The following is a 19,345-nucleotide window of genomic DNA, read 5'->3' as shown; positions in this document are numbered from 1 at the left end:
CGTTGGCCCTCCTCACTCTCCCTCCGCCTGCACTTCCTCGATCCATTCCAACCAGGTCTCGGTTAGCCGCTGACCGAGCCGCAGGGTATGCCAGGGCGCGCGCTGGGCGGCTGTGAGCGCCTGGGGATCGCTGAACCATTCCGCTTCGATGGCGGCGTAGGTCCGCATGCGTTCTAGTAGCTGCTCGCCCAAGGCGGTCAGCTCCTGCTGTCGGGCTTCTGCGGGCCAGCACTCCCAGGCGAAGAACTTGGCGAACAGCGGCTGGCGCACGGCGTTGGGGCCGAGTGGGGCGGCCAGCCAGGCGTCGAGCTCGGCGCGTCCAGCGGGTGTGATGCGGTAGACCTTGCGGTCGGGCCGCTCGGCCTGGGGCACGGTCTCGCAATCGAGCAGTTCGGCGGCGCGCAGTTTGTCGAGTTCACGGTAGATCTGCTGGTGGCTGGCCTGCCATACATGGGCCAGGCCGGTCTTGAAGCGCTGCAGCACATCGTAGCCGGTGCCGGGCTCCTGCTGCAGAGTGATCAATAGGACTGCGCGTAGCGACATGCCTGCCTCCGAATGGATTTCATATGTGCATCGTTGCATATCAAGTTGGGGTCTACTAGTATTATGCATTAAGTTGCATAGTAAAAAGTGGAGCGGAGGCGCTATGACCTTGTATCTGCATCTGGTGAGTTCGTTGTTGGCATTGAGCGTCGGCGCCCTGGTACTGATGATGCGTAAAGGCACCCTGGTGCATCGCCTGCTGGGGGTAACTTGGGTGCTGGCGATGGCGATAGCAGCGCTCAGCTCGTTCTGGCTGGGTGGCGGCGTGCTGCCGCTAGTAGGGCATCTGGGTCCTATCCATCTTCTATCGCTGTGGGTACTGGTGGCGCTGGTAGTGGCGGTGGGGTCGATTATCCGCGGGCGGGTGCGGCGTCACCGCGAGTGGATGCTGGGCGCGTACCTCGGTTTGGTGGGGGCTTTCGCGGGGACCTTGATGCCAGGGCGCTGGATGGCGGCGCAGTTGGGGCTATGGATGTGAGGACTGTTACCCTGGCGGCTGCGAGTATTACGTTTGCTTCTCCGGAGAGTGCCATGCAGGAGCTTTCACCCCTCAAGGTCTACTATGATGCCGTCTGTCCTGGTTGTCGCCGCGACCGGGCCCGCTATGAGCGCTGGGCCGGGGAGGCCGGCGACAGTGTGGTCTGGTGCGATGTGACGACCCATCAGCAAACGCTGCGCGACAAGGGCATCGACCCGCAGGCGGCGCTGCTGTCGCTACACGTGGAAGATGACGAAGGGCAGATTCACGACAGTATGGATGCCTATATCCTGCTGATGCAGCGGGTGCCACGTCTCAGGCCTCTGGCCTGGCTGATCGGCCTGCCCGGGGTCAAGACGCTGTTGACCTGGCTGTATGACCGCTGGGTGCGTCGCCGCCTGGCCCGGCAGGGGCGTCTTCCAAGTTGACTTGCGAGGCGACGCTCGCCGCTTGGCTGGCGAAATCCACTTCGTTGATATGTTCACCCAGGAAATCGAGCAGGGCGCGCACAGCGGGCAGCAGGCCGCGCCGCGTTGGGAAGACGGCATGCAGTATGCCCCCACGTGGGCGCCATCCCGGTAACACATCGATCAGCGTCCCGTCTTCGAGATCCCGCCCCGCGACCAGCAGTGCCAGCTTGACCACGCCGAGTCCTTCGCGAGCGGCCTGATGCAGCGTTTCGGCGCTGTCGGTCACCAGCCTTGGCAGGTGAGCCACCCTGGCGCTCACGCCATGTGGCCCGTCTAGATGCCAGCTGTGCTTTCCATCGGCCTGCTCAAAGTCCAGGCTCGGCAGCTTGGCCAGGTCGGCGGGCGTCCGAGGCAGCGCAGCGTCCTCGAACAGACGCGGCGCCGCCACCAAGCGCTGCGGGCTATTCGACAGCACCTTCATCGCCAGATCGCTGTCCTCCAGTGGCGGAAAGCGCACCCGGATCGCCATGTCCAGTCCCTCCTTGATCACATCGACACGCCGGCTGGTGGCCATGACCTGAATCTCGACCTCTGGGCACTGGGCCATGAAGCGCACCAGCAGCGGGGTAATCAGGTAGTGCAGCAGGCTGGGCGGACAGCTGAGTCGCACCGTGCCTCGCGGTTGCCCGAGGTTGCGCTTGATCAGCTCGTCGGCGGCCTCGGCTTCTACCAGCATGGCCACGCAGTGACGATAGTAGGCCTGTCCGAGCTCGGTGACCGAGAGGTGGCGGGTGGAGCGGTTGATCAGGCGGGTCTCCAGCCGCGACTCCAGTTGCGCGATGCGCCGGCTGAGTTTTGATTTCGGCACTCCTAGCGCGCGGCCTGCCGGGGCGAAACCGCCGTGATCCACTATCTTGACGAAGTAATAGAGATCGTTGAGATCCTGCATGTTTGCTGTTCCGAAAATAGGACGGTGAGTCCGAATTATAGCCTCTACTGCGTGATTCGTTGCATATCTATCCTGTTGTTATCGGGTGCAAGCGCGCCCGGCTGACAAACAGGAGCCACACATGAAGACACTCCAGGGGGTATATAGCGCCGCCAATGGCCACTGGGTGGGCAACGGCTTCCCGGTGCGTACGTTGTTCAACTACGACCGCATGGGCGCCGAGCATATCAGCCCGTTCCTGATGCTCGACTATGCCGCACCGTTCGACTTCTCCGCCGGGGGCGGTCAGCGAGGCGTTGGCCAGCACCCGCATCGCGGCTTCGAGACGGTAACGCTGGTCTGCCAGGGCGAGCTCGAGCATCGCGACTCCACCGGCAGTGGCGGGTTGATCGGTGAAGGTGACGTGCAGTGGATGACGGCTGGCGCCGGCATCGTGCACGAAGAGTTTCACTCTCGCGACTTCACCGAGCGGGGCGGGACCATGGAGATGGTGCAGCTGTGGGTCAACCTTCCGGCGCGCCACAAGTCGGCACCGGCGAACTACCAGACCCTGCTGGCCGACAGCATTCCCGAGGTGATACTGCCCGATGGCGCAGGTCGCGTGCGGGTGGTGGCTGGCCACTATGAGGGACAGCGCGGGCCGGCTCGCACCTTTACCGACCTCAATGTCTGGGATCTGCGCCTGAGCACTGGCGCAGACACCCAGCTAGCGGTGCCGGTAGGCCATACCACCCTGCTGGTGGTACTGAGCGGTACCGTGATGGTCAACGGCGAGTCGCTGGTTCGGGGCCCAAGCGTGGCACTGCATGGCCGTGAGGGCGACATGTTGCGCCTGCAAGCCAACAACGAGGCCAAGCTGCTGCTGCTCAGCGGTGAGCCCATCGACGAGCCGGTGGTGGGACACGGGCCTTTTGTGATGAACAGCGTGGAGGAGATTCAGCACGCCTTCACCGACTTCCAGCAAGGCAAGTACGGCGCCCTGAAAGGCTAACGTGCAAGGTTGCCGCTGGCATATGCCCGGCTATGTGATGGTCGGGCGTTTTCTAAACGAGGAAGAGGAGATACACCATGTCTTATGCCTACCATCGACTCGACAAGGATGATGTCGCGCTGCTTCTAGTGGATCATCAAGCGGGGCTGCTCTCGCTGGTGCGGGACTTCAGTCCAGACGATTTCAAGAACAATGTACTGGCGTTGGCCGACATCGCCAAGTTCTTTGATATTCCGACAATCCTTACCACCAGCTTCGAGGATGGTCCTAACGGACCCATGGTGCCCGAGCTGGTAGAGACATTCCCCGACGCGCCATACTTTGCGCGTCCTGGCCAGATCAATGCCTGGGACAACGAGGAGTTCGTCGCAGCGATCAAGGCGACTGGCAAGAAGCAGCTGTTGATTGCTGGTGTCGTGACCGAGGTATGCGTCGCCTTCCCGACCCTGTCGGCCCTGGAGGAGGGCTATGAAGTCTTCGTTGTGACCGATGCCTCCGGCACGTTCAACAAGACCACTCGCGACGCTGCCTGGGATCGAATGTCACAGGCAGGGGCTCAGTTGGTGACCTGGTTCGGGGCCGGTTGCGAACTGCATCGTGACTGGCGTAATGATATCGAAGGGTTTGGAGGATTATTGTCGAGTCATCTGCCGGCCTATGCCAACCTGATGCAGAGCTACGCACAGCAGAGTTCGTCATAACTCGTCAGTGCTGCCGAGTGGCTCACCGCAGGTTGGAGCTGCTCGGCTCACGTTAGATGCTTTTTGGCTCTAGAGAGTGCCGATGATGCACTGCCTGATTCCGCTCACAGGAGGCTCCCATGAGCAATCTCGTCAACGACCGAAAACTGTCATCGTCGCTGGATTGTCCGGTGGTGGATGGCAAACGTCAGATACAGCATGTGGCGCCGCGCAGCGCCGATGTTGGCGGTATTCCGGTCAACCGCGTGCTGCCGACACGGGAGCGGCGGCTAGTCGGTGCCTGGTGCTTCCTCGATCATGCCGGTCCTGCGGTGTTCAAGGGCGAGAGTGCCGGGCTCCAGGTCGGGCCGCATCCCCATATCGGCCTGCAGACCTTCACCTGGATGATCGCGGGTGAGGTGTTGCATCGCGATAGTCTGGGTAGCGAGCAGGTGATTCGCCCGGGGCAGGTCAACCTGATGACCGCCGGCCACGGCATCAGCCATACCGAGCAGTCACTGCCGGATGAGCCCCAGCTGCATGCTGCCCAGCTATGGATCGCCCTGCCCGAGGCGAGTCGCGATACTGCGCCGCGCTTCGACCACTATCCCGACCTGCCGCGCTGGCAGGAGCGTGGTGCGGAGCTGACCCTGCTGATCGGCGAGTTTGCTGGTCATACGGCGCCGACCTTGGCTTTCTCGCCGCTGGTTGGCATTGATCTCGCCGCCTCTCTGGCGACTACACTGGATCTGCCGCTGCGCGACGACTTCGAGTATGCGCTGCTGCCGCTGGAGGGCGAGCTGACCCTGGATGGCGACGCCTTCGCCACCAACGAGCTGGCCTATCTGGGGCTTGGCCGCAGCGGCGTCCAAATCGGTTTTCCCGCGGGCAGTCGTGCGATCTTGATCGGCGGCGAGCCGCTGGCAGAAGAGGTGCTGATCTGGTGGAATTTCGTCGGTCACAGCAAGGCCGAGATTGCCGAGGCGCAGCGCGACTGGGAAGCCGGCAGCGAGCGCTTCGGCCAGATCCCGGACTATCCCGGCGAGCGTCTGATGCCGCCGCCACTGCCGTGGAAGGTATGAGGCATCTGGTCGCTCCCCAGATGGCGATGGGGGCACTGAGATGCGCTATGCTAGCTGTCCCGCAGAGGCGGAAGATGGCAAACGGCTAGGAGTCAGACCTTGAACAAGGCATTACGGATGATGGCGGCGTCGCTGATGATCGCGGGTCTCAGTGCCTGCGGCAGTGAGCAGGATGCCCCGGGGCAAAGTACTGATGACACCGCGCAGAGCGACCTGAGTCGCGACTATACGGCGCTCGTCGGTGAATGGCGGGTAGTGGATTTTCATCAGCCCGGCGTCAGCGCCATGAGCGCGGAACAGGCCGACAGCTGGCTCGGCGCTAGGCTGCGGATCAGCGACGACTGGTTGGCCCTCGGCGAGCACTACTGCGAGTCGCTTACGCATATCGGTGAGGTGCTGCCGGTCAACCAGGTGCGCAATGATTTCCAGCTCCAGGAGGGCGATCTGGAGCCTCTCGAGGGGCGCGAGCAGGTCGCGCGTCACCGCCTCGACTGCGACGACGGGGACTGGGCGACACTGGGCGGTACCCTGTTGATGCTTAGCGATACCCGCGCGCTGGCGCCATGGGACGGCGTGCTCTTCGAGCTGGAGCGCGACGATGGCTTCCGCGCTACCGGTACCGAGCCGGCCTGGAATCTGGCCATCACCGAGTCAGGCATGCGTCTCTCGGTGCCCTTCGACGACCGCGACGTAAGCACCGAACTTCCCGAGCCCGAAGAGGGTAGCCGCGAAGGCTCGCGGGTCTATCACGCTACCACCCAGGGCAACTACCTGCGCGTGGTGATCACCCCCGAGGCGTGTCGCGACAGCATGAGCGGTGCGCCGTTCGAGACTTCGGTGCGGGTCACCCGCGATGGTGAGGTCTTCGACGGCTGTGGCGGGGCCATGCCGGTGCTATCGCGCTAGTCACTCAGCGCACCGCGGTCAGTGTCTCTTCTAGCGCGCGGGGCAGGATGCCGAGGTCATCGAAGTGCCCGACCTCGGCATTGACCACATTGTCCTGCTGCATTAGCAGCACCTGGTCGAGGGTCAGCGGTGGGTTGGGCAGGCGCCCAAGCAGCGCGGCCAACAGCCGCCACAGCGTAAACGGAACCGGCAGCAGCGGCTTGCGCTGCCCCTGAGCGTTCATCACTCGTTCGAGGATCTCGCGGTAGCTGAGTACCTCGGGGCCGCCCAGTTCGAACAGCCGGTGTGCCGGTGGAGTGGAAGAGAATAGTCGACCTACGGCACGCGCCAGGTCATCGACATGCAGCGGCTGCAGGCGTGTCTGGCCGCGGCCGAACAGTGGAATCAGCGGTAGCCGCGCCAGTCGCTGCAGCGAAGCGAGAAAGGCGTCGTCTGGCCCGAACAGCACGCTTGGGCGCAGGATCGTCGCCTTGGGGAAGTGCTCAAGCAGGGCAACTTCGCCAGCGGCGCGAGCCCGCACGTAGGCCGACGGCGAGTCGTGACTGGCGCCGATGCCGGAAATCTGCACCAACTGCGACAGGCCAGCTCGACGAGCCAGTCGGGCCACCCGCGCCGCGCCGTCCACGTGGATCGATTGGAATGTTGCTTCCCGGGTTTCCACATAGCCACTCACCGCATTGACCACCCCGTCGGCCCCCTCCAGCGCAACGCTGACACTCGCCTCGTCGCGGATGTCGGTTGTCACCAGGCTTAGCGGATCACCATCGTCGTACCAGGCGGGTAGCGCAGGTCGACGCGCCGCGAGGCGCACATGGTGGCCGCTCTCGATAAGCTCGCGAACGATAGCCCGACCGGCAAAGCCGGTACCGCCGAGTACCGTGATGAGACGCGGTGACATGATCAGCGCTGCTGGATCAGGTCCAGCAGGCGCTCCACGGCCAACAGCAGCTGGCGGCGTGGCTGGGCGCCCTCGAGAATCCCGGCGTGCTCGCCGTCAAGGGAGAAGCGCAGCCCTGGCACGCCTTGGATACCAAGCTCGCCCGCCGTTTGCTGATCATTGAGTACCTGTTGGGTATAGCGCCCCTCTGCCAGCGCCTGGCGTAGATCGTCGACGTCCAGCGAGCATGTCAGCGATGCGGCGGTATCACACAGCGCCGCGCTGTCGGCTAGGTCGAGGCTGTCTTCGAAGAAACCGCGAAACAGCGCATGGCGCAGTGCGGCGCCGGCTTCACAGGATTGCGCCTCGGCCCAGGCACTGGCCTCGTGGGCCAACCGCGAGCGGGGCTGGATTCTTGGCAGGCGCAGGGTCATATCGCGTTCCCTGGCCATGGGGTAGACGGCGCGCTCCCAGATATCGTGCAGATAGTCGCCGTCGGGGTCGAGAGTCTGCTCCGGTGCCGGGCGCAGCTCGAAGGCGCGCCAGCGGATCGTCAGCCGATCACCGAAACGCGCGCTCAAGGCGTCGATCTCAGGCTCCTCCAGATAGCAGAAGGGGCATACATAGTCGCTGAAGACGTCGAGGCTAACGGGAGCGTGGTTCATGACAGACTCGTACGAAAACGAGCCGCCGGGACTGCCGGGGCTCGTGGCGATGAATTAGCGATGGAAGCTCAGGCCGTGGTGTTGATCAAGGTCCCGATATGTCCTTCGCTGGCGAGTTGGGGCTCTGCCGATGCGGACTCCATCAAGGCAGTGACCTGTTGCTGCTGGGTATCCAGTGCTTCACGGAACACCTGCATCTGCGCTTGCTGGGCGGCCTGGGCCTGCTGCAGGACCAGCGACTCGCTGACGGCGCTGTTGATGGCTGGATCCATCCGCTTACCTCCTAATGCCATGTGTACTGCGCCAACCTAGCAGCCTGGACTTCTGCTTGCAAAGGCGGCAGTGGAGCCTGTCTCTGCGTCGGTGTAGGCTTGCGAGCTTTGCCACTACTCTCACCAGGAGCCTGCCATGAGCGAACTGCCCAACTGTCCCGCCTGCGCGTCCGAGTTCACCTATCACGACGGTATTCAATATGTGTGCCCCGAGTGCGGCCACGAGTGGGCGCCTGGGGAAGAGGCGGCTGACAGTGGCGAAGACGTGCTGGAGGCGCGCGACGCCAACGGCAATCTGCTCGCCGACGGCGATAGCGTGACGGTGATCAAGGATCTCAAGGTCAAGGGCTCCTCCTCGGTGATCAAGGTGGGCACCAAGGTCAAGAGTGTACGACTGATCGAGGGCGATGCCGAGGGCGGCCACAACCTGGATTGCAAGGTGGAGGGCATTGGGCCAATAAAGCTTACCTCGGCCTTCGTCAAGAAAGCCTGAGGAAACACTGCATAAATGCCTGCGCGGGCGAATCACTGCGTTGCGCGGTGCTGGTGCGCCAGCCCGGTCGAAATCCTCACCTATACCCCATAGGCTCCGGTTTCTGTGCTCCGTGCGCCTTGTGCTTCATCCCGCTCGTCGATTTATTCAGCGTTTCCTATTCTTGGGTGACTCGCCGTTAAGGGTGGCGATCAGACGCCGGGGCCCGCCGTGGTCGCGATGTTCGCCGAGCCAGATCCCCTGCCAGGTGCCGGTGGCCAGGCGTCCGCCGCGCACCGCCAGGGTCAACTGGGTGCCGAACAGGCTCGCCGCCACATGGGCGGGCATATCATCGGGGCCCTCCAGGGTATGCCGAAAATAGGGCAGGTCGCCGGGCACCAGGCGGCGCAGGAAGGCGTCCATGTCGTGGCGTACGTCGGGGTCGGCATTCTCGTTGAGCGTCAACGATGCCGAGGTGTGTAGCAGCTGCAGGTGCAGCAGGCCCACCTCGCACTCGCCGAGCGCCGCTACCCCGGCGGTTATCTCATCAGTAATCAGATGAAAGCCGCGCGAGCGGGCGGCAAGGCGAATCTCGGTTTGATGCCACATGGCGGTTTCCTCTGGCAGGTGATGGGGCCTATGGTAATAGCACAGGCAAGATCGCGTCAGGAGGACACCCATGGCAATGACGCCAGTACACCGTGAAGCAGCCGTCGAGGATCCCCTCGCCGAGCGCATTCTCCGCCAGGCACTTGAGATGGCAGAAGACGAGGGGTGGGAAGCCGTCGAGCTGACCCGTGTGGCCGCGGCACTGGACGTGCCGGCTAATGCGGTACTCGACCACTACCGCGATCTCGATGCCGTGGCCGACGCCTGGTTTCTGCGCGGCTGGCGCGCCATGCTCGCCGACAAGCCCGCCGGCTTCACCGCCTGGGCGGCTCGTGAGCGCATCGAACACTGCCTGCTGGCCTGGTTCGATGCGTTGGCCGCCCACCGCCGTGTCAGCGTGGAGATGCTGCGCACCAAGGCGCATCTCCCGCATCTGCATACCTGGGTGCCGATGGTCTTCGATCTCTCGCGTACGATTCAGTGGCTGCGCGAGGCGGCGATGCTCGAGGCGCGCTATGGCACCCGCCGCGCACAGCTCGAGGAGATCGGCTTGACCGCGCTGTTCGTCGCCACGCTGCGTGTCTGGGCCCACGATGAAACGCCGGGCCAGCAGGAGACTCGGCGTTATCTCGACAAGCGGCTGCGGCGTGCCGAGAGCATGCTGCAGCGGCGCTGGGGTACGCCTGCCGAGCCCGTCTCGAAGCGTTGACAGCGGCAGTGGCTTCTTTGATGCTGTGAAGCCTCATTACATTCCACGCGCAACCAAGGAGGACGCCTACGATGGCATTCGCTTTGTCTACCATGCAGGTGGAGAGTTCAGCCTTTGCCGCCCACGGCAAGATCCCCAGCAAATACACCGGCGAGAGCGACAACGTCTCGCCGGCACTCAGCTGGTCGGGGGCGCCGGAGGGTACCAAAGGCTATGCGGTGATCTGTCACGACCCTGACGCGCCGCTGGTCAAGGAGGGGCAGTACGGCTTCGTGCACTGGGTGCTGTATAACCTGCCGGGATCGGTAACCTCGCTGGAGGAAGCCACCGACAAGGGCACTGCCGGCGTCAACGATCGCGGCAATAACGACTATATGGGGCCAATGCCCCCGGAGGGGCATGGCCTGCACCTCTACTACTTCTGGGTGCTGGCGCTGGACACTGAGCTAGACCTGCCTGCCGGATTGACCCTCACTCAGCTACTCGAAAGAGTCGAGCCGCATCTGCTCGGCATGAACCGTCTGGTCGGCACCTACCAGCGCGACTGAGGCGCCTCAGGCAGGCCGCGACTCGGCGGCCTCCCGCGCCGCCAGTTCCTGGGGCAATAGCGCGGCGTGAATCACTCGGTTGACCGGTGTGGCCACGCCGAGCTCGATGCCCAGGCGCACCACGGCGCCGTTCTGGGAATCCAGCTCGGACGGCCGTCCGCCGACAATATCGCGCTGCATCGACGCGGTGCTCTTCTCCGGCAGGGCGTCGATGAATTTCATTGCCCGAGCCACGGCATCGTCGGGCAGTGCGACCCCCTTGGCCAATCCCACCTGGTAGATCTCCTCGAGAATCGATTCGATCAAGGCGCGGCTGTCGGGCAGGCGGCGAGTCACACCGATCGGGGCTCGCGCAATGCTGCCGATCCCGCTCATCGCGCAGATGAACAGGAACTTGCTCCAGGTCGCTACCTGGATATCCTCGGCGACCTCGGCGGTGATGCCCTCGGCGGCTGACAGGCACTCGCGGATGGCGGCCACGCGCTCGCTCTTGCGGTTGTCGAGCTCGCCGAGGCGTATAAAGGGCTCGATGCCGGCGTGGCGAATCACCCCCGGGGCCTCGCGCCAGGCAAGGATGCCGCACAGCCCGCCGATGACCCGCGCTTCTCCCACCTCCCGGGCCAGCTGATCGGCGGCCTCGACGCCGTTCTCGAGAGGCAGCACGCAGGTGTCGGGGCCGAGTAGAGGGGCCATGGCCGCCGCGGCATCGGCGACCTGCCAGGCCTTGACTGCGACGATCACCAGGTCGACCGGGCCGATGCTCGCCGGGTCGTCGCTGGCCTGAGCCGGGGCGACCTGAAAATCGCCCTGGATGCTGTGGACCTTGAGGCCGTCGCGCTGGATGGCGGCGAGATGCTCGCCGCGGGCGATGAAGGTGACGTCCTGGCCGGCGGCGGCGAGACGGCCGCCAAAGTAACCGCCAACGCCACCGGTGCCGTAGATCGCGATGCGCATGGGGATCTCCTGAATGGCACGCTCACTCGCGAGTGAGCGTGGCTAAGGGGTGTGGTTGTGAGGTTAGTCTCTGAAGCGACGCAGGGCTTCCTCGGCATCCGCCTGCCAGTGGCTGGGCAGAGTGGCGGCCTGCTGGAGTGCCAGATGGGCCTCGTCACGCTCGCCAAGGCTTTCGAGGGTCAGCCCCAGGTTGAGCCAGGCAACGGCCATATCCGGCTGCTGTTCGGTGGCATGGCGGAACGCCTCGGCAGCGGCTTCGGGATCACCGGCGCTGTGCTCGGCATTGCCTTGAGCAAACCAGGCCATGGCGTCCTGCGGCCAGCGCTCGGTGACCGCATGCCAGGCGGGTAGCGCCGCCCTGGCATCGTTGGCCTGCTCAAAGGACGCGATAGCGTCCATGGCGCGCCGCGGCCCCACGCTTACCGGCAAGTCGCCGGGGGGCAGGGCGACCATCGCCCAGCGCTCGCTGCGTGCCCAGGTGGCGTCGAAGCGGCGGAACGACTCCTGTCGATCGGCCTCCTCACCGCTATGCAGGGTCATCAGCTGCTCGTCGAGGTCATAGCCGATCGCCACCGCGTAGTGCCACATCGGCCAGGCGGGCAGCGATAGATTCTGCATCACCACCACCGGATGGCCAGCATCGAGCTCCTTGAGCAGTGACGGGAAGTTGCCGTCGAGCACGAAACTGACGCGGTCGTAGCGACGCACGGTGGACTGCATCTCGGGCTGCACGCTGCCGTCGCGGTTGGGCAGGAAGACCTGGGGAATCAAGGTGTCGACGCTGACATCGACGTTGGAATAGTTGAGCACCATGGCCAGTGAAGCGGGGCCGCACTGATACTCGCGCTGGGCGTGGAAGGGGACGCCGTCGATATAGGTGCGCTCGGCGATGCCCATGTCGCTGGGACTGGCCAGGCGCGGACTGGTGGCACAGCCGCTGAGCAGTAGCAGGGCCGCCATCAACAGCAGAACGCCCGCAGTGCGGGCGTTCCATGCTTGCCGTTGTGGCTGCCATCGCGGCGTAGGCCGTTCAAGCAGGTGAGACATGCGGCTGCCTCAGCGAGTGAACGGGAAGACGTTGGTCAGGCCGAGTAGATCGGTGACCAGCAGCAGCACGAAGACGAAGACCAGTGCACCGACCACACTGGCACCCGCCGGCAGGTCGTCGAGCTGTTCGGCCATCTGGCGCACTTCGGCGTCGGACAGCGCAGCAACGCGGGCTTCGACGTCGGCCGGATCGACGCCCTGGGCGACGAGCTGATCCTGAACGTCCTGGCGAGCGAGTACCTCATGGATACGCTCGCGGTCGGCGCTGACCTGATCGGCACTCAGGGCATCCTGGGTAGAGACCAGCGAACTGGAGGGCGCGGGCTGTGGCGCGGCGGCGACCGACATGCTGCCGAGGACCAGGAAGGCGATCAACAGCGGGCTGAGGACTCGAGAGAGTTTCTTCATCATGGGATGTTTCCTTTCTTTTGGGAGTGGCTTCCGGCGTCTTGATGATCCTTGAGTCTGCATCCGTGCATACGACGATGCCGTCTCAGTATAGAATTAGATGCCGATGATTTTCATGCCTTTTTTGTCAGTTCTTTGTCAAGCAGCTGGCGAATCAGCGGCGTGTCGGCATCGCGGTGGGTCGGCAGCTCGAAGCGTGCTTCGGCGATGGCATGCCGTGAGAGCCGGGCCTGGAGCAGGGTTTCACCGTCGCTGGCTGCGGCCAGCGTTTCGCCGCGCGGGCCGAGAATGCGCGAGCCGCCCCAGAACATGCTGCTTCCCTCGCTGCCGATGCGGTTGGCCATGATCACCGGCGTGCCATAGGTCATGGCATAGAACCCTAGGTTGGTGGACCAGTTGTGTTCGTTGGAGAAGGCCTGGCTGACGATGCCGCTGGCCGAGTTGATCGGCGCGCAGAGTACCTCCGGGCGGCTCAGCAGTGCGGCATGTACCAGCGCCGGGTTCCACAGGTCGGCGCAGATCAGCGTGCTGGCCGTCCAGCCGCCGGCCACGCCAAACTGAGTGAGCTGTCTACCCGCGGTAAACCACTTACCCTCCTCCAGGCCGCCGTAGCTGGGTAGATTGAGCTTGCGGTGTACCGCCTGCACCGCACCGTCCTGCAGCACGGCCACGGCGTTGTAGCACTCACCTGGAGTGGCCTCCTCGACGAATCCTACCAGCGTGCGCATAGGGCCGCAGGTGTGGGCCAGTTCGGCCAGGCGTGGATCGTTGGCAGGCATGGCGACCTCCAGCACGCGGCGGCCGAGGCCGTAGCCGGTCAGCGACAGCTCGGGAAACACCAGCAGCTCACAACCATCGTTGCGTGCGGCGTCGAGCAGCGTTCGGTGGCGGGCGAGGTTGGTGTCGATGTCACCTAGCTCGCAGTCGAGCTGGACCGCGGCGACGTGGAGATGATCGTGGTCGGGCATTGGAGGTCACTCGGGTAGAAACGGCGGCCAACCCAAAGAGGCCGCCCGCGGGCGGCCTCTCGAATGGCTAGGCAATAGTCTGCCAGCCATGGGCGTGGAGCTGAAGGGCCTTACAGCAGGTCGTGCTGCTCGAGGAAGGACTCGGCGACGCGCTCGATGGTCTCGCGCTCGACATCGACCCGGGCGTTGAGCTCGGCCATGGTGGCATCGTCGAGCAGCGCGGACAGGGCGTTGAGCTGCTCTTCGAGCTCGGGGAACTCCTCGAGGGTCTCCTCGCGGATTACCGGGGTGAGGGCGTAGGCGGGGAAATACTCGAGGTCGTCTTCCAGCACGCGCAGATCAAAGGCCGGGATGCGCCCGTCAGTGGCGAAGACGACCGAGACGTCGACCTCGCCGTCGCGCAGCGCCGGGTAGGTAAGGCCGGTATCCATGCGGCTGACATTGGGACGCCCGAACTCGAATTCGTACGCTTCCTGCAGCGGCCGTAGGCCGTCGTCGCGGGCGTAGAACTCGACGTTGGAGGCCAGGGTCAGCTCGTCGCCGTCGTTAATCGCCGCGGCCAGGTCGGAGATGGTCACGATGCCGCGCTCCTCGGCGTCGTCCTCGCGCATGGCCAGGCCGTAGGTGTTGTTGGCCGCGGAAGGCTCGAGCCACACCAGACCGATCTCGGCGTCGAGCTCCTTGACCCGGGCATAGGTCTCTTCGGGATCGAGGCGCTCGCTGATGTCGTTATAGGTGATCAGCGACGTACCGGTGTACTCCCAGTAGAGGTCGACCTGGCCGTTCTCCTGGGCCTGGCGCAGCACGGCCGACCCCATACCAACGCGGCTATCGATGTCGTAGCCGAGCGCCTCCAGGTACTGGCTGGTCATATGGGCGATGATCTGCTGCTCGGTGAAGCTCTTGCCACCCACCACCAGGTCGGCGGCGCTGGCGGTGGTCACTGCGCCTGCCAGGGCGAGGCCGGAGAGGGTAGAAACGATATATTTCACGGTCTATCTCCTTGTGTCAGGAATGTTGTCGTTAGTGATGTTGCGGCTGCCGCGCAGGGTTGACGCCCCGCGGGACAACGAAGAAGGCGATGGCGGCGATCAAGGCGTCAACGCAGATCGCCAATAGCGCGGTGGGGATGGCCCCGGCCAGCATCATCACCGGGTCGTAGAGGTCGATGCCGGTAAAGATCAGTTCGCCGAGCCCGCCCGCGCCAATCAGGAACGCCAGCGGCACGGTGCCGATATTGATGGCCAGCGCCGTGCGTATCCCGGCGAAGATCACGTAGAGGGCATTGGGCAGCTCGACCTGAAACAGGCGCTGTGTCGGCGACATGCCGATGCCCGCGGCGGCCTCCATCAGCGCCGGCGAGACGCCCTTGAGGCCGGCGTAGGTGTTGCGGGCGATGGGCAGCAGAGTGGCGACAAACAGCCCGAATATCGCCGGCACGGTGCCGATGCCCAGGAAACTCATCGACAGCGCCAGTACTGCCAGCGTCGGGATGGTGGTGCCGACATTGAGCACCTGCATCAGGCTTTCGGCCCAGCGCGCCATCGACGGGCGCGACAGCAGTATGCCCAGCGGAATCGCCACGCCGATCGCCAGGCCGCCGGAGACGGCGGTCAGCCACAGGTGTCCCACGGCCAGGTACTGGACGTCTGGCAGGTGCCACAGGAAGTCGTCGATGATGCCGCTCGAGTGGCTCCACACCCCGGCGGCGAAGATCGCCACCAGCAGCAGCGCGCGCAGCGCACCTTTCATGCTCTGGATGGGCATTGGCTCACTCCTTCGCAGCGGCGTCGGCGGCGGCCTGACGGGCGCGGTAGCGCGAGCCCAGGTGGCTGGTAATGGCGCGCTGGGTGATCTGCCCGCAGACTCGGCCGTCGTCATCCACGCAAGGCAGCCAGGTGATATCGTGGGCGAACATCAGCGAAGCGACCTTGCGCAGGTCATCGTCGAGATGCACCGAGGCCGGCACGTTCTGAAAGTGGTCGCGGCAGTAGCCCTTGGTGGTGCGCGCCACCGCGCGGCTGACAATGCCGGCCGGCTGGCGCTTGTCGTTGACCATCAGGATGGCGTTGGAGTAGCCGAAGTCGTCGATACGCTGCAGGGCGGTCTCCAGGGTGTCGCCGGGGATGACGCTGCCGATCTCGTCGGAGACGATCTCGCGTACCTTGACCAGGTTAAGACGTTTTAGCGCGCGGTCCTCGCCGAGGAAGGACTCGACGAAGGCGTCCTTGGGCGCGGTGAGCAGGTCGTCGGGGGTGTCGTACTGCACCAGCCGCCCTTCGCGGAAAATGGCGATGCGGTCCCCCATCTTGATCGCTTCGTCGATGTCATGGCTGACGAACATGATGGTCTTGTTGAGCGCCTGCTGCATCTTCAGGAATTCATCCTGGATCACCGCACGGTTGATCGGGTCGATGGCGCCGAAGGGTTCGTCCATCAGCATCACCGGCGGGTCGGCGGCTAGCGCCCGGGCCACGCCGATGCGTTGCTGCTGGCCCCCGGAAAGCTCGCTGGGATAGCGCTTGAGAAAGACATCCGGCTCGAGGGCGATCATCGCCATCATTTCGCGGGCGCGTTCGCGGAAACGGGCCTTGTCCCAGCCCAGCAGGCGCGGCACCACGGTGATGTTCTCCTCAATGGTCATGTTGGGGAACAGCCCGATCTGCTGGATCACATAGCCGATATTGCGGCGCAGGGTCTGGGTATCCATACCGGTGGTGTCGTCGCCGTTGATGAACACCTTGCCCGAGGTCGGGCGCACGATTCGGTTGATCATCTTCAGCGTGGTGGTCTTGCCGCAACCCGAGGGGCCGAGCAGGATGCAGATCTCACCGGCAGGGACCTCCATGCTGATATGGTCGGCGGCGACTATCGCGCCCTTGGGCGTGTCGAAGACCTTGGTCAGGCTGTCGAGTCGAATCATGGGCGAATCCTTGTCTGGTGGCAGTGGCGCGAGCAGGGCGGGGTCAGGCGGTGGATGCCGCACGCTCCATGCCCTTGGGCGTCAGGCGCTTCTGCAGCGCCAGCAGGCTGTAGTCGGCAATGATCGCCAGCAGGCTCACAGCAATCGCGCCGACGATCAGCTGGCGAGGGTCGGACTGCGAGATGCCACGGCTGATAAAGGTGCCAAGCCCGCCAGCGCCGATATAGGCAGCGATCGCCATCACGCCGATGTTGAGTACCACGGCGGTGCGAACGCCGGCCATGATCACCGGCACCGCCAGCGGGATCTCGACCATGCGTAGGCGCTGGTTGGGGCTCATGCCAATGCCGCGGGCGGCCTCACGCAGCGCCGGGTTGACGTTGTTGATGGCGGTGTAGGTGTTGCGGATGATCGGCAGCTGCGAATAGAGCAGGACCGCGATTACCGCTGGCACATAACCGATGCCGTGACCGATCAGCGACAGGATCGGAATCATGATGCCAAACAGGGCTATGGACGGAATGGTGATGATGATCGAGGCGGCGTAGAGGACGTTGCGTGCCAGGCGCTCGTTACGGGTGATGGCGATGCCAATCGGGACCCCTGTCAGGGTAGCCAGACCCACTGCTACGCCGACCAGAGCGATATGCTCAAGGCTGCGGCTGGCCAGCAGGTCGAGATTGTCGAGCGCGTATTGAATGAGCTCCACGCGGCGGGTCCTCCTGTTTGGGGGCGACGCTGGTCGATGACGGTGGACGCCCCCGGTGATAGCGCACGCATTACGCACGGCGGCTCACGAGCGAGTCGTTAAGATCGAGGCATAGCGGGTCGCACTGGAACGACGTAAGTCTAGCAAAGGTGGGTATCTATTTGTTTTGAAAATGAATAACGATTTCAAATTGCAATCATGAATAATACTGCTAGACCCCGGAGCTGGGTGTCGAGGCAATTATGCCGGGGTTGCCAGCAGTCTAGCGAAGTCCTCGGCCGGAAGCGGGCGGCTAATCAGATAGCCCTGGATATCCTCACATCCCTCACGGCGTAGGAAATCGAGCTGCTCCTGAGTCTCGACACCCTCGGCGGTCACCGTCAGGCCCATACTGTGGGCCAGCGCGATGATCGAACGGGCAATCGCGGCATCGTTATCGTCATGGGGGATATCGCAGATGAAGCTGCGGTCGATCTTGAGCTTGTGAATCGGCAGCCGCTTGAGGTGGCTGAGTGACGAATAGCCGGTGCCGAAATCGTCGATCGCAAGGCTGATGCCCTGAGCCTTGAGCTGGCTGAGGGCCTCGATGGCACGCTTGGCGTGCTGCATGATAAAGGTCTCGGTGACCTCCAGTTCGAGATTGTCTGGGCTGAGGCCGCTGCGGGTCAGGGCGTGGTTGACTGAGGTCACCAGCTGGCCGCTGTCGATCTGGGCGCCGGCCAGATTGACCGCCAGGCGCTCCAGGATCAGTCCCTCGGCCTGCCAGGCGGCGACTTGGCAACAGGCGTCTTCCAGCACCCACTGACTGATATCGCCCAGCAGGCCGCTGTGGGCTGCGGCATCCAGGAACAGTCCCGGTGCGGTGAGACCGCGGGTGGGATGCTGCCAGCGCACCAGCGCTTCGGCGCCGATGATGCGACCGCTGACGGCGGCCACGATGGGCTGATAGTGGACCACGAATTCGTTGCGCTCCAGCGCAAAACGCAGCTCGGTTTCGAGGCGTAGCTGGGTCTGGGTGGCGACGGTGAGCTCGGTGGTATAGAAGTCGAAGCAGTTGCGGCCGCGCGCCTTGGCGCGGTACATCGCCGCCTCGGCGTGCTCGAGCAATTCGGTGATATCGTCGGCGTCGCTGGGGAAGACGCTGATACCGAGACTGGTGGTGACGAATGGTGTCTGGTCGCCAAGGGTGAAAGGCTGCTTGAAATGACTGATCAGCTTGCTGGCGATGATCATGGCGTCCTGGGGGATGATGAGGTCCTCGAGCAGGATCGCGAACTCATCGCCGCCCAGGCGGGCTACGGTGTCGGTGGCGCGCAGGCCTTGCTGCAGGCGCAGGCTGACCTGGCGCAGCAGGTCATCGCCGTGGCGATGGCCGAGGGTTTCGTTGATGACCTTGAAACGGTCTAGATCGAGCAGCAGCACTGCCAGGTTATGCCCGAAGCGCTTGGCGCGGTGCTTGGCATGTTGGGCGCGTTCGAGAAACAGGGCGCGATTGGAGAGGCCGGTGAGCTCGTCATAGTAGGCCAGCTCGTTGAGTCGCTGACGAAAGCGGTGAGTCGACATGCTGGCGGCGAGTACGTCGCCGACCATTTGCAGGGCATCGAGCTCGACGTGTGACCATTCATGCTCCGTTTCAGTGTCGTCAAGGCCGATGAAGCCCCACAGGGCATCGTCCACGTGGATCGGCATCACTGCCAACGACACGATGTTCAGGGGCAATAGGACGTCCTGCTCAGAGGTTGGCATGTCGCGCACCCGGCCAGTAATCGCGCGACCCTGCTTGAACTCTTGTATCCAGCGGCCATCGCCGAGCGCATCCAGCGGCATATTCTGCAGCGCAGGGTTGTCGATATGCGGCTCGACGCCGCTACGCACCCATTCCAGGCGCTGGCTGGCCAGCCAGCCTGACTCTGCGTGGCGCTCTACCTGGAACATATACACCCGGCTGACCATCATGGCCTCACCCAGGCGTGCCAGTACTGCATTCAAAGCGTCGCTATCATTACCCGCGCGCAGCAGACTAGTGGCGGCGAAGTGCATCGCCTGAATGATTCTGCCGCGGCGGGCGATCTCCCGGTCCGTCGAGTGAGCGCTCATGAACCCAGGTTCTCCTGCCATGTTGTATTACGATCACTCAACTTTATA

At 64.0% G+C, this 19,345-nt stretch carries 24 protein-coding genes; 9 read left to right on the top strand and 15 right to left on the bottom strand.

The genetic code is table 11. The annotated features are described in order from the left end of the window. Positions 1-12: 12 nt before the first annotated feature. Complete coding sequence (locus IEI94_RS10600; RefSeq protein ID WP_191167273.1) at positions 13-543, bottom strand: PadR family transcriptional regulator; 531 nt, start codon at positions 541-543, stop codon at positions 13-15. A gap of 103 nt (positions 544-646) precedes the next feature. Here IEI94_RS10600 and IEI94_RS10595 point away from each other — a divergent pair, with 103 nt between their 5' ends. After that, positions 647-1,021, top strand: a complete 375-nt coding sequence (locus IEI94_RS10595) for a DUF2306 domain-containing protein (protein ID WP_191167272.1) — start codon at positions 647-649, stop codon at positions 1,019-1,021. Between the two features lie 53 nt (positions 1,022-1,074). Next, on the top strand, positions 1,075-1,449 hold the full coding sequence (locus tag IEI94_RS10590) for a thiol-disulfide oxidoreductase DCC family protein (protein WP_191167271.1): 375 nt from the start codon (positions 1,075-1,077) through the stop codon (positions 1,447-1,449). Here IEI94_RS10590 and IEI94_RS10585 read toward each other — a convergent pair. Next, entirely contained in the window at positions 1,373-2,380 is a 1,008-nt protein-coding gene (locus IEI94_RS10585; protein WP_191167270.1) for a LysR substrate-binding domain-containing protein, read from the bottom strand. The two genes, IEI94_RS10590 and IEI94_RS10585, sit on opposite strands and share 77 nt — an antisense overlap. Before the next feature lie 121 nt (positions 2,381-2,501). Here IEI94_RS10585 and IEI94_RS10580 point away from each other — a divergent pair, with 121 nt between their 5' ends. From IEI94_RS10580 to IEI94_RS10565, 4 genes are all read left to right on the top strand, one after another. Next, on the top strand, positions 2,502-3,371 hold the full coding sequence (locus tag IEI94_RS10580; RefSeq protein WP_191167269.1) for a pirin family protein: 870 nt from the start codon (positions 2,502-2,504) through the stop codon (positions 3,369-3,371). A gap of 77 nt (positions 3,372-3,448) precedes the next feature. Further along, positions 3,449-4,072 (top strand): isochorismate family cysteine hydrolase YcaC, encoded by a 624-nt coding sequence (ycaC, locus tag IEI94_RS10575; RefSeq protein WP_191167268.1) that lies wholly within the window; start codon positions 3,449-3,451, stop codon positions 4,070-4,072. A 119-nt stretch (positions 4,073-4,191) separates the two neighbouring features. After that, positions 4,192-5,133, top strand: coding sequence for a pirin family protein (locus IEI94_RS10570; RefSeq protein ID WP_191167267.1), 942 nt, complete (start codon positions 4,192-4,194; stop codon positions 5,131-5,133). 99 nt (positions 5,134-5,232) lie between these two features. Continuing rightward, positions 5,233-6,039, top strand: a complete 807-nt coding sequence (locus IEI94_RS10565) for a hypothetical protein (protein WP_191167266.1) — start codon at positions 5,233-5,235, stop codon at positions 6,037-6,039. A gap of 4 nt (positions 6,040-6,043) precedes the next feature. On the opposite strand, the gene IEI94_RS10560 is transcribed toward IEI94_RS10565, so the two are convergent. The 3 genes from IEI94_RS10560 to IEI94_RS10550 form a co-directional block, all read right to left on the bottom strand. After that, positions 6,044-6,937, bottom strand: coding sequence for a complex I NDUFA9 subunit family protein (locus IEI94_RS10560; RefSeq protein ID WP_191167265.1), 894 nt, complete (start codon positions 6,935-6,937; stop codon positions 6,044-6,046). 2 nt (positions 6,938-6,939) lie between these two features. After that, positions 6,940-7,581: a DsbA family protein gene (locus IEI94_RS10555; RefSeq protein ID WP_191167264.1), complete on the bottom strand. Its 642-nt coding sequence runs from the start codon at positions 7,579-7,581 to the stop codon at positions 6,940-6,942. Positions 7,582-7,649: 68 nt separating this feature from the next. Further along, positions 7,650-7,853: a putative motility protein gene (locus IEI94_RS10550; RefSeq protein ID WP_191167263.1), complete on the bottom strand. Its 204-nt coding sequence runs from the start codon at positions 7,851-7,853 to the stop codon at positions 7,650-7,652. A 136-nt stretch (positions 7,854-7,989) separates the two neighbouring features. Here IEI94_RS10550 and IEI94_RS10545 point away from each other — a divergent pair, with 136 nt between their 5' ends. Continuing rightward, a complete protein-coding gene (locus IEI94_RS10545; protein WP_191167262.1) occupies positions 7,990-8,346 on the top strand; it encodes a zinc ribbon domain-containing protein YjdM in 357 nt (118 codons plus the stop codon). A gap of 147 nt (positions 8,347-8,493) precedes the next feature. On the opposite strand, the gene IEI94_RS10540 is transcribed toward IEI94_RS10545, so the two are convergent. After that, the gene (locus IEI94_RS10540; RefSeq protein ID WP_191167261.1) at positions 8,494-8,934 is read right to left on the bottom strand and encodes a secondary thiamine-phosphate synthase enzyme YjbQ; all 441 of its coding nucleotides are present in this window, start codon (positions 8,932-8,934) and stop codon (positions 8,494-8,496) included. A 70-nt stretch (positions 8,935-9,004) separates the two neighbouring features. Here IEI94_RS10540 and IEI94_RS10535 point away from each other — a divergent pair, with 70 nt between their 5' ends. Both IEI94_RS10535 and IEI94_RS10530 read left to right on the top strand, forming a co-directional pair. After that, positions 9,005-9,643: a TetR/AcrR family transcriptional regulator gene (locus IEI94_RS10535; RefSeq protein WP_191167260.1), complete on the top strand. Its 639-nt coding sequence runs from the start codon at positions 9,005-9,007 to the stop codon at positions 9,641-9,643. Between the two features lie 71 nt (positions 9,644-9,714). Next, positions 9,715-10,191 carry a YbhB/YbcL family Raf kinase inhibitor-like protein gene (locus tag IEI94_RS10530; RefSeq protein ID WP_191167259.1) on the top strand — a complete coding sequence of 159 codons (477 nt, stop codon included), beginning with the start codon at positions 9,715-9,717 and terminating at the stop codon, positions 10,189-10,191. Positions 10,192-10,197: 6 nt separating this feature from the next. Here the strand turns inward: IEI94_RS10530 and IEI94_RS10525 are convergent, their stop codons facing one another. The 9 genes from IEI94_RS10525 to IEI94_RS10485 all read right to left on the bottom strand — a co-directional run bounded on the left by IEI94_RS10525 (position 10,198) and on the right by IEI94_RS10485 (position 19,297). After that, on the bottom strand, positions 10,198-11,145 hold the full coding sequence (locus IEI94_RS10525; RefSeq protein ID WP_191167258.1) for a 2-dehydropantoate 2-reductase: 948 nt from the start codon (positions 11,143-11,145) through the stop codon (positions 10,198-10,200). 63 nt (positions 11,146-11,208) lie between these two features. After that, on the bottom strand, positions 11,209-12,192 hold the full coding sequence (locus IEI94_RS10520; RefSeq protein WP_191167257.1) for a PA2778 family cysteine peptidase: 984 nt from the start codon (positions 12,190-12,192) through the stop codon (positions 11,209-11,211). Between the two features lie 9 nt (positions 12,193-12,201). Further along, positions 12,202-12,600 (bottom strand): PA2779 family protein, encoded by a 399-nt coding sequence (locus tag IEI94_RS10515; protein WP_191167308.1) that lies wholly within the window; start codon positions 12,598-12,600, stop codon positions 12,202-12,204. 113 nt (positions 12,601-12,713) lie between these two features. Next, complete coding sequence (locus IEI94_RS10510) at positions 12,714-13,568, bottom strand: nitrilase-related carbon-nitrogen hydrolase (protein WP_191167256.1); 855 nt, start codon at positions 13,566-13,568, stop codon at positions 12,714-12,716. A gap of 110 nt (positions 13,569-13,678) precedes the next feature. Beyond that, complete coding sequence (locus tag IEI94_RS10505; RefSeq protein WP_191167255.1) at positions 13,679-14,560, bottom strand: glycine betaine ABC transporter substrate-binding protein; 882 nt, start codon at positions 14,558-14,560, stop codon at positions 13,679-13,681. Between the two features lie 31 nt (positions 14,561-14,591). Next, positions 14,592-15,335: an ABC transporter permease gene (locus tag IEI94_RS10500; RefSeq protein WP_191167254.1), complete on the bottom strand. Its 744-nt coding sequence runs from the start codon at positions 15,333-15,335 to the stop codon at positions 14,592-14,594. Positions 15,336-15,339: 4 nt separating this feature from the next. Further along, positions 15,340-16,491 (bottom strand): ABC transporter ATP-binding protein, encoded by a 1,152-nt coding sequence (locus IEI94_RS10495; RefSeq protein WP_191167253.1) that lies wholly within the window; start codon positions 16,489-16,491, stop codon positions 15,340-15,342. Positions 16,492-16,534: 43 nt separating this feature from the next. Beyond that, positions 16,535-17,200, bottom strand: coding sequence for an ABC transporter permease (locus IEI94_RS10490; protein ID WP_191167252.1), 666 nt, complete (start codon positions 17,198-17,200; stop codon positions 16,535-16,537). A gap of 240 nt (positions 17,201-17,440) precedes the next feature. After that, the gene (locus tag IEI94_RS10485; RefSeq protein ID WP_191167251.1) at positions 17,441-19,297 is read right to left on the bottom strand and encodes a putative bifunctional diguanylate cyclase/phosphodiesterase; all 1,857 of its coding nucleotides are present in this window, start codon (positions 19,295-19,297) and stop codon (positions 17,441-17,443) included. Between the last annotated feature and the right edge of the window lie 48 nt (positions 19,298-19,345).

This window comes from Halomonas sp. ML-15, assembly GCF_014779595.1.
Lineage (GTDB): Bacteria > Pseudomonadota > Gammaproteobacteria > Pseudomonadales > Halomonadaceae > Franzmannia.
The sequence above is the reverse complement of the archived record's forward strand: the minus strand, read 5'-3'. Positions and strand labels throughout refer to the sequence as shown.

Coding starts and splice junctions, on each gene's coding strand:
- IEI94_RS10600 (WP_191167273.1), bottom strand. CDS start 543: ATGTCGCTACGCGCAGTCCTATTGATCACTCTGCAGCAGGAGCCCGGC.
- IEI94_RS10595 (WP_191167272.1), top strand. CDS start 647: ATGACCTTGTATCTGCATCTGGTGAGTTCGTTGTTGGCATTGAGCGTC.
- IEI94_RS10590 (WP_191167271.1), top strand. CDS start 1,075: ATGCAGGAGCTTTCACCCCTCAAGGTCTACTATGATGCCGTCTGTCCT.
- IEI94_RS10585 (WP_191167270.1), bottom strand. CDS start 2,380: ATGCAGGATCTCAACGATCTCTATTACTTCGTCAAGATAGTGGATCAC.
- IEI94_RS10580 (WP_191167269.1), top strand. CDS start 2,502: ATGAAGACACTCCAGGGGGTATATAGCGCCGCCAATGGCCACTGGGTG.
- ycaC (WP_191167268.1), top strand. CDS start 3,449: ATGTCTTATGCCTACCATCGACTCGACAAGGATGATGTCGCGCTGCTT.
- IEI94_RS10570 (WP_191167267.1), top strand. CDS start 4,192: ATGAGCAATCTCGTCAACGACCGAAAACTGTCATCGTCGCTGGATTGT.
- IEI94_RS10560 (WP_191167265.1), bottom strand. CDS start 6,937: ATGTCACCGCGTCTCATCACGGTACTCGGCGGTACCGGCTTTGCCGGT.
- IEI94_RS10555 (WP_191167264.1), bottom strand. CDS start 7,581: ATGAACCACGCTCCCGTTAGCCTCGACGTCTTCAGCGACTATGTATGC.
- IEI94_RS10550 (WP_191167263.1), bottom strand. CDS start 7,853: ATGGATCCAGCCATCAACAGCGCCGTCAGCGAGTCGCTGGTCCTGCAG.
- IEI94_RS10545 (WP_191167262.1), top strand. CDS start 7,990: ATGAGCGAACTGCCCAACTGTCCCGCCTGCGCGTCCGAGTTCACCTAT.
- IEI94_RS10540 (WP_191167261.1), bottom strand. CDS start 8,934: ATGTGGCATCAAACCGAGATTCGCCTTGCCGCCCGCTCGCGCGGCTTT.
- IEI94_RS10535 (WP_191167260.1), top strand. CDS start 9,005: ATGGCAATGACGCCAGTACACCGTGAAGCAGCCGTCGAGGATCCCCTC.
- IEI94_RS10530 (WP_191167259.1), top strand. CDS start 9,715: ATGGCATTCGCTTTGTCTACCATGCAGGTGGAGAGTTCAGCCTTTGCC.
- IEI94_RS10525 (WP_191167258.1), bottom strand. CDS start 11,145: ATGCGCATCGCGATCTACGGCACCGGTGGCGTTGGCGGTTACTTTGGC.
- IEI94_RS10520 (WP_191167257.1), bottom strand. CDS start 12,192: ATGTCTCACCTGCTTGAACGGCCTACGCCGCGATGGCAGCCACAACGG.
- IEI94_RS10515 (WP_191167308.1), bottom strand. CDS start 12,600: ATGAAGAAACTCTCTCGAGTCCTCAGCCCGCTGTTGATCGCCTTCCTG.
- IEI94_RS10510 (WP_191167256.1), bottom strand. CDS start 13,568: ATGCCCGACCACGATCATCTCCACGTCGCCGCGGTCCAGCTCGACTGC.
- IEI94_RS10500 (WP_191167254.1), bottom strand. CDS start 15,335: ATGCCCATCCAGAGCATGAAAGGTGCGCTGCGCGCGCTGCTGCTGGTG.
- IEI94_RS10495 (WP_191167253.1), bottom strand. CDS start 16,491: ATGATTCGACTCGACAGCCTGACCAAGGTCTTCGACACGCCCAAGGGC.
- IEI94_RS10485 (WP_191167251.1), bottom strand. CDS start 19,297: ATGAGCGCTCACTCGACGGACCGGGAGATCGCCCGCCGCGGCAGAATC.